7 protein-coding genes and 1 rRNA gene are annotated in these 7,371 nt (G+C 40.5%); all 8 read left to right on the top strand.

The genetic code is table 11. From position 1 onward, the window contains the following. Positions 1–98, top strand: a 5S ribosomal RNA gene (rrf, locus tag FTV52_RS12335); the annotation flags it as partial. Positions 99–305: 207 nt separating this feature from the next. After that, complete coding sequence (locus FTV52_RS12330) at positions 306–1,760, top strand: RNA polymerase factor sigma-54 (protein ID WP_131261926.1); 1,455 nt, start codon at positions 306–308, stop codon at positions 1,758–1,760. 166 nt (positions 1,761–1,926) lie between these two features. Next, entirely contained in the window at positions 1,927–2,259 is a 333-nt protein-coding gene (gene hpf, locus FTV52_RS12325; RefSeq protein ID WP_096902101.1) for a ribosome hibernation-promoting factor, HPF/YfiA family, read from the top strand. A 138-nt stretch (positions 2,260–2,397) separates the two neighbouring features. Further along, positions 2,398–2,649, top strand: a complete 252-nt coding sequence (gene ibaG, locus FTV52_RS12320) for a BolA family iron metabolism protein IbaG (RefSeq protein WP_004975198.1) — start codon at positions 2,398–2,400, stop codon at positions 2,647–2,649. Positions 2,650–2,656: 7 nt separating this feature from the next. Continuing rightward, positions 2,657–3,913: a UDP-N-acetylglucosamine 1-carboxyvinyltransferase gene (gene murA, locus FTV52_RS12315; protein ID WP_179990909.1), complete on the top strand. Its 1,257-nt coding sequence runs from the start codon at positions 2,657–2,659 to the stop codon at positions 3,911–3,913. Next, complete coding sequence (gene hisG, locus FTV52_RS12310) at positions 3,913–4,617, top strand: ATP phosphoribosyltransferase (protein ID WP_004975201.1); 705 nt, start codon at positions 3,913–3,915, stop codon at positions 4,615–4,617. Before murA ends, hisG begins: the two co-directional genes overlap by 1 nt. Positions 4,618–4,794: 177 nt before the next feature. Continuing rightward, complete coding sequence (gene hisD, locus FTV52_RS12305; protein WP_179990908.1) at positions 4,795–6,099, top strand: histidinol dehydrogenase; 1,305 nt, start codon at positions 4,795–4,797, stop codon at positions 6,097–6,099. Between the two features lie 135 nt (positions 6,100–6,234). Continuing rightward, entirely contained in the window at positions 6,235–7,323 is a 1,089-nt protein-coding gene (hisC, locus tag FTV52_RS12300) for a histidinol-phosphate transaminase (protein ID WP_179990907.1), read from the top strand. Positions 7,324–7,371 lie beyond the last annotated feature (48 nt).

Genomic DNA, 7,371 nt, shown 5'->3' with positions numbered 1-7,371 from the left:
GAGTGAACCACCTGATCCCTTCCCGAACTCAGAAGTGAAACCTCTTCGCGCTGATGGTAGTGTGGGGTTACCCATGTGAGAGTAAGTCATCGCCAGCTCATTATTCGAACACCCTCAACTAGCGTTGAGGGTGTTTTTTTATGTGGGAAAGAAAAGTAGAAAGAAATCTGAACAGAACTTCTGATTAAAATCTTTATGTCTTTTAATGAATCTATGTTATACCTAATAAAACGGCATAGAAATTGCTTATCAAAAACTTATATATTAAGTTGTTGAAAAACATAAATTTAAAAGAGTGGGTGAAAATGAAGTTATCGGTTGGATTAAAAGTTGCAAACTCCTTGTCACTGACACCGCAGTTACAACAAGCCATTCGTTTGCTTCAACTTTCGAGCTTGGAACTTGAACAAGAAGTTCAAATTCAGTTGGACAGTAATCCCTTATTAGAAAAAGTCGAAGAACAAAGTAGTGTCGAAAGTTTATCCACCTTAGAAGAGCAAGAGCATGATCAAAAGGATTTGACTAAAGAATTAAATGCAGATCATCTACCGAATGACTTGCCTGTCGATACAGACTGGGATGATGTGTACACTCATTTACCCACGAGTTTGGGAGCAGCGGAATATGAAGAGCGCGAGGATAATCGTCAGGGGCATTTAGGTTTAAAAGAGCACATGATGCAACAAATCAATCTGTTGCATTTTTCTCAAGTCGAGCAGCTCATTGCCTACTGTATTGTCGATGCTTTGGATGACAATGGTTTCTTGGATTGTGAAATATCTGAAATCACTACATCTGTGCAACATTTATTGATCTCCATGGAATACGAAGATGAAGTTGAAGACGATGAAGTTTTGGTCGTTTTGAAACATATTCAGCGTTTAGAGCCGATTGGTATTGGTTCGCGTAATTTGGCGGAATGTTTATCTATTCAGCTTGAAAGTTTGGCTACAGATGTGCCTTATCGGCAGGAAGCACTGCAACTCTTGCAGCATTATGAGTTATTAATTTCGAATGATTTAGCCAAGTTAATTAAGCAAACGGGTTTAAGCGCAGATCAGCTACAGCATGCAGTGGCTTTATTAAAAACCTTGAAAGCGCATCCTGGTACAGCATTTGAAGATCAGGAGTCAGATTATCAAATTCCAGATGTAGTGGTCAGTAAAAAGCAGGACCATTGGCAGGTGCAGCTGAATCCTGATGTTGTGCCTAAGCTTAGAATTAATTCGTTTTATGCCAATATGATTAAACGCGCAGATCAAAGTGAAGATAATCAATATTTGCGTAATCAAATGCTAGATGCGAAAAACTTTATTAAAAGTGTTGATGAACGTCATAAAACCTTATTAAAGGTAGCGACTTGTATTGTGCAGCATCAACGTGAATTTTTAGAAATTGGTGCTGAAGGAATGAAACCGTTGATTTTGCGTGATGTAGCTGATGAGGTGGAGTTGCATGAATCTACAGTTTCACGGGTGACCACCAATAAATATATGTTAACTCCACGTGGTTTATTTGAATTGAAATATTTCTTTTCAAGTCATGTTGGAACCTGTTCAGGTGGAGAAGCATCCTCAACTGCGATTCGCGCGAAGATTAAAAAGTTAATTGCAGATGAAAATCCACGTAAACCTTTGTCAGACAACACAATTGCAAACCTTCTTAAGGAAGAAGGAATTGATGTGGCACGTAGAACGGTTGCGAAATATCGTGAGTCATTAAATATTCCGTCATCTTCTGAACGAAAAGTCTTGATCTAGTTTTTAAAATCGGTCTATTCTAAGGATTCATTATGACCAAATAATGAATTTTTTTTGAAGGAATAGTTAGACATGATTTAAAGTGACCGCTGCAGTGATCTGTTATTTGGCAATCAATCATGTGAACTATGCCTTCCTAATCCTAATGAAGGTGAGGGATAGAATTATGCAAATAACAATTCGTGGACATCACTTAGCTATCACCCCTGCAATTGAAGAAAATATTCGACTTAAGTTTGCACAAATGACCAAACATCTGGATCAGGTCAATAGTATGCAGGTGAAATTAAGTAAAGATCATCAAATCGATAAACATTCTAAAAAAGGCAGTGCCAATCATATTGCTGAAGCGATTATTCGCTTGCCCGGCACCGAGCTGTTTGCGCAAGCTTGTGCGGATGATATGTATACTTCAATTAAGATGATGACAGAAAAATTAAAACGTCAGTTAGAGAAACATCGGAAGATGCAGTTGGATTATCAGCCTTTAGCCATCTAGTTAAAATGTGATTTAAAAAGAGGTTTTGGATAAACCTCTTTTTTTATTGCGATAATGTATAGGATTAATGAATTATTTTTTCTATTTATAGTAAAATGACAGGTTTTTACACCGTTGGTCCTATAAGAGGTCTTTGTGATGAATAGTGAACAGCTCACTGAAATTTTAAAAGCTGCTTTTCCAGAGGCTGAAGTTGCTGTAAGTGGGCAAGGCGGCAAGTTTGATCTTCGTATTGTAGATAATCAGTTTGAAGGTAAGCGTCCTGTTGCTCGTCAACAAGCAGTGTATGCACCATTGAATAGCTATATTGCCAGCGGTGAAGTTCATGCGGTTACAATTCGTGCAATGACACAAGAAGAATGGCGTAAAGCAAGCTTATTTGGAGCTTAATAATTTAATGGATAAATTTTTAATTCAGGGCGGTAATAAGCTCGAAGGTGAAGTGCGTATTTCTGGTGCAAAAAATGCAGCCTTGCCACTTCTTGCTGCAATGATTCTTGCAGAAACGCCAATTACATTGAAAAATGTTCCAAATTTAAAAGATGTAAATACCTTGGTGAAGTTGATCGCAGGCTTGGGCATTAAAATGTCTTATGAAGGCGATACAGTCATTGCAGATACATCAACGTTGAACAACCAATTTGCACCTTATGAATTGGTAAAAACCATGCGTGCTTCTATTTTGGTGCTTGGCCCATTGGTCGCGCGCTATGGTAGTGCAAAAGTATCTTTGCCAGGTGGTTGTGCAATTGGTTCACGTCCTGTCGATCAGCATCTTAAAGCACTTGAAGCTTTAGGCGCAGAAATTGAAGTTGAAAATGGCTATGTAAATGCCAAAGTCAATGGTCGCCTTAAAGGTGGCGAAGTGGTCTTTGATATGGTCACTGTTGGCGGTACAGAAAACATTCTCATGGCTGCGGTATTGGCAGATGGTGTTACCACTATTCGTAATGCTGCACGTGAACCTGAAATTACCGACCTTGCGCAAATGCTCATCAAAATGGGCGCTAAAATTGAAGGTTTAGACACCGATACTTTAGTGGTTACAGGTGTTGAACACTTGCATGGTTGTGAGTATTCAGTAGTTGCTGACCGTATCGAAACAGGTTCTTATTTGGCTGCAGCTGCAATTACGGGCGGTAAAATCAGAACCACACATACCGATCCTGCCTTGCTAGAATCTGTGTTAGATAAGTTTGAAGAAATGGGTGCGGAAGTCACACGTGGCGATGACTGGATTGAACTGGACATGATGGGCAAGCGCCCTAAAGCCGTGAGTTTCAGAACTTTACCACATCCTGAATTTCCAACAGACATGCAAGCACAGTTAATGGCGGTGAATGCGATTGGACGCGGTTTTGCTACCATTTCGGAAACTATTTTTGAAAACCGTTTTATGCATGTCCCTGAGTTGTCACGTATGGGTGCCAATATTCAGGTAGAAGGCAATGATGCGGTGGTGACAGGCGTAGAAAAACTTTCTGCTGCACCTGTTATGGCAACCGATTTACGTGCCTCATTCTCGTTGGTGTTAGCAGCATTGGCGGCAGAAGGCGAAACATTGATTGACCGTATTTATCATATTGATCGCGGTTATGAAAATGTAGAACAAAAGTTACAAGGTTTAGGCGCCCAAATTAAGCGAGTAAATTGATGAATGACATGAGAAACGATGATCCAAATTTTGACGTCATGGGCAATTTTGATCATGGTTTAACTTTGGCATTAAGTAAGGGGCGAATTTTAAAAGAAACTTTGCCTTTATTAGAAACTGCGGGAATTAATTTACTGGAAGATCCAGATAAATCACGTAAGTTGATTTTCCCAACCACACATAAACAAGTGCGTATTTTAATTTTACGTGCCTCTGATGTACCAACTTATGTTGAAAATGGTGCGGCAGATATTGGGGTTGCGGGTAAAGACGTGCTGATGGAGCATGGCGCTCAAAATGTATATGAGCCGCTGGATCTGAAAATTGCCAATTGTAAATTAATGACTGCGGGCAAAGTTGGTATGCAGCGTCCAAAAGGTCGTTTAAAAATTGCCACTAAATATGTGAATTTGACCCGTCAATATTATGCCAGCTTAGGTGAGCAGGTTGATGTCATTAAACTCTATGGCTCAATGGAATTAGCACCATTGGTCGGTTTGGGTGATTACATTGTCGATGTGGTTGATACAGGTAATACTTTACGTGCCAACGGTTTAGAGCCGCTAGAAGAAATCTGTAAAGTATCTTCACGTTTAATTGTCAATAAAGCCAGTTTTAAGCGCAAGCAAGATTTGCTCAATCCAATTTTGGCACAACTTGAAAAAGCTGTGGCAGAACGAGAGTTGGCAAAACAATCTGCTTAACTTTGAACTTTGTATCCATCATCCTGCCTTCTCAAAAAACCGTCATTCAATGGCGGTTTTTTTATGTTCGTGCATGATTCTGTTCTTGAATTTCCATCAAAACATACTGCTTTCGCCATGTATAGATTCCCACAAAGCCCTAGAAACAAGGTAAACTAAACTTTTCTATCAAACCTTGTGGGTAAATTGATGCGACGTTTATCGACTCAAGATCAAAGCTTTAAACAAGCCTTTGCAGACTTGTTGGCTTTTGAAACTGTCAGTGATCCTGAACTTTTAAAAACTGTAGATCAAATTATTGCTGATGTGCGTCAGCACGGTGATGCTCAGGTTCTTAAACTCACTCAACAGTTCGATCGACATCCAGCGCATCAATTTTCAGAACTTGAGTTAAGTCAAGAACAACTGAAAGCCGCATTTGATGCTTTAGATAACGAAGTTCGTGAAGCTTTGGAATTGGCTGCTGCACGTATTCGTGAATTTCACCAAGCGCAAAAGCAGGATGGTTGGACTTATGTTGATGCTTTGGGCAATACACTCGGGCAAAAAGTCACACCATTAGACCGTGTTGGTATTTATGTGCCAGGTGGTTTGGCGTCTTATCCATCTTCTGTGCTCATGAATGCCGTGCCTGCGCATGTTGCTGGTGTACCTGAAATTATTATGGTGGTACCTGCACCGAATGGTGAACTCAATCCATTGGTTTTGGCGGCTGCATATTTAGCAGGGGTGACTCGTGTATTTACCATTGGCGGAGCGCAAGCTGTTGCTGCATTGGCTTATGGTACAGAAACCATCCCATCGGTAGATAAAATTACGGGGCCGGGTAACCGCTTTGTGGCGGCTGCAAAACGTGCTGTGTTTGGTCAGGTCGGCATTGATATGATTGCAGGGCCATCCGAAATTTTGGTTTATGCCGAAGGTGAAAATAATCCTGAATGGTTGGCGATGGATTTACTTTCCCAAGCCGAGCACGACACGGTTGCACAATCTATTTTTATTACACCAGATGCGCAATTGCTGAATCAGGTTGAACAAGCGATTGAACAGCACTTGGCGAATTTGCCTAAAGCTGAAATTGCCCGCACTTCTATTGCAAATCGTGGTGCATTGATCTTAGTCAAAGATCGTCAAGAGGCGATTGAATTGATCAACCAAGTTGCGCCCGAACACTTGGAGTTGTGTATGGATGATCCACAAGTGATGGCAGAAGAAATTCGTCATGCGGGTGCGATCTTTATGGGGCGCTATACACCAGAAGCTATTGGTGATTATTGTGCAGGGCCAAACCACGTATTACCAACGTCGGGTACAGCACGTTTTTCATCGCCATTGGGTGTTTACGATTTCCAAAAACGCTCAAGTCTGATTATGTGTTCAGCTGAGGGCGTGAAAAGTTTGGCGAAAACCGCTGATATTTTAGCGAAGCAGGAAAATCTGGATGCGCATGCACGATCAGCACGTTATCGTTATCAATCATAAATAGCATTACAACCTCTCCCTGACCCTCTCCTAATAAAGAGAGGGGAATTTAAACCACACAAATTTTGTGTCTTTAGTAATGAAAATTCCTCTCCCTTTGGGAGAGGTTAGGAGAGGGTTTAAAGAGAATACAAAATGAATATCACAGCAGAACAAATGCGTTTTTGGAGCCCTGAAGTACGTGAGCTAGAGCCTTATGTACCGGGTGAGCAGCCAAAAATTCAAAATTTATTAAAATTGAATACCAATGAAAACCCGTATCCACCTTCGCCTAAAGTGGTGGAAGCGGTGCAAAAGGTTTTAGAAAACTCGGCAGATGCACTGCGTTTATATCCAGATCCAGATGCGTCTGAGCTTAAGCAAGCCATTGCGAAACAGCAAAACGTGGCTGTGGAAAATGTCTTTGTTGGCAATGGTTCAGATGAAGTCCTTGCTCATATTTTTAAGGCTTTTTTTGTTCAGGAACAGCCATTACTGTATCCAGATATCACCTATAGTTTTTACCCTGTATATAGTCAATTTTTTGGGGTAAAAACTAAAATTTTGCCCTTAAATGATGATTTTGAAATTGTAGTTGATGACTATAAGCAAGCCAATGGTGGGATTATCATCACCAATCCGAATGCACCGACCAGTATTGCTTTGGGTTTAAGTGCTATTGAAGAAATTTTACAGGCCAATCCAAATTCAGTGGTAGTGATTGATGAGGCCTATGTCGATTTTGGTGCAGAGTCTGCAGTGAAATTGGTGGAAAAGTATGAGAATCTGGTGGTATGCCAAACCACGTCTAAATCACGTTCTTTGGCAGGTTTACGTGTTGGTTTTGCGATTGCGCAACCACATTTAATTGCCGCACTAGAAGCCGTAAAAAATAGTTTTAACTCCTATCCAATGGATCGTTTTGCAATTGCAGCAGCGGTGGCATCTTTTCAAGATCAGACGTATTTTGAAGCGCAATGTCAAAAAGTTATTGCTAGCCGTGAGAAATTGGTGACGGATTTAACGAGCTTGGGCTTTAAGATATTGCCATCACAGGCCAACTTTATTTTTGCATCACATCCTCAACAGGATGCGGGTGATTTAGCTACAGCATTGCGTGAGCGCGGTATTATTGTACGTTATTTTAATAAACCACGCATCAATCAATATTTGCGCATTACTATTGGTACAGATGAGCAAAATCAACGCTTGGTCGATACTTTAAAACAGGATATTTTGGCTTAATTGTTAAAATATAAATAGCAGCGAGTGAGGTTTCGAATTCACTCGCTT

It is taken from the genome of Acinetobacter sp. YH1901141 (assembly GCF_013416935.1).
In the GTDB taxonomy this organism is placed as follows: Bacteria; Pseudomonadota; Gammaproteobacteria; order Pseudomonadales; family Moraxellaceae; genus Acinetobacter; species Acinetobacter towneri.
The sequence above is the reverse complement of the archived record's forward strand: the minus strand, read 5'-3'. Positions and strand labels throughout refer to the sequence as shown.

Excerpts from the sequence above, each read along its gene's own strand:
- FTV52_RS12330 (WP_131261926.1), top strand. The coding sequence starts at position 306 with ATGAAGTTATCGGTTGGATTAAAAGTTGCAAACTCCTTGTCACTGACA.
- hpf (WP_096902101.1), top strand. The coding sequence starts at position 1,927 with ATGCAAATAACAATTCGTGGACATCACTTAGCTATCACCCCTGCAATT.
- ibaG (WP_004975198.1), top strand. The coding sequence starts at position 2,398 with ATGAATAGTGAACAGCTCACTGAAATTTTAAAAGCTGCTTTTCCAGAG.
- murA (WP_179990909.1), top strand. The coding sequence starts at position 2,657 with ATGGATAAATTTTTAATTCAGGGCGGTAATAAGCTCGAAGGTGAAGTG.
- hisG (WP_004975201.1), top strand. The coding sequence starts at position 3,913 with ATGAATGACATGAGAAACGATGATCCAAATTTTGACGTCATGGGCAAT.
- hisC (WP_179990907.1), top strand. The coding sequence starts at position 6,235 with ATGAATATCACAGCAGAACAAATGCGTTTTTGGAGCCCTGAAGTACGT.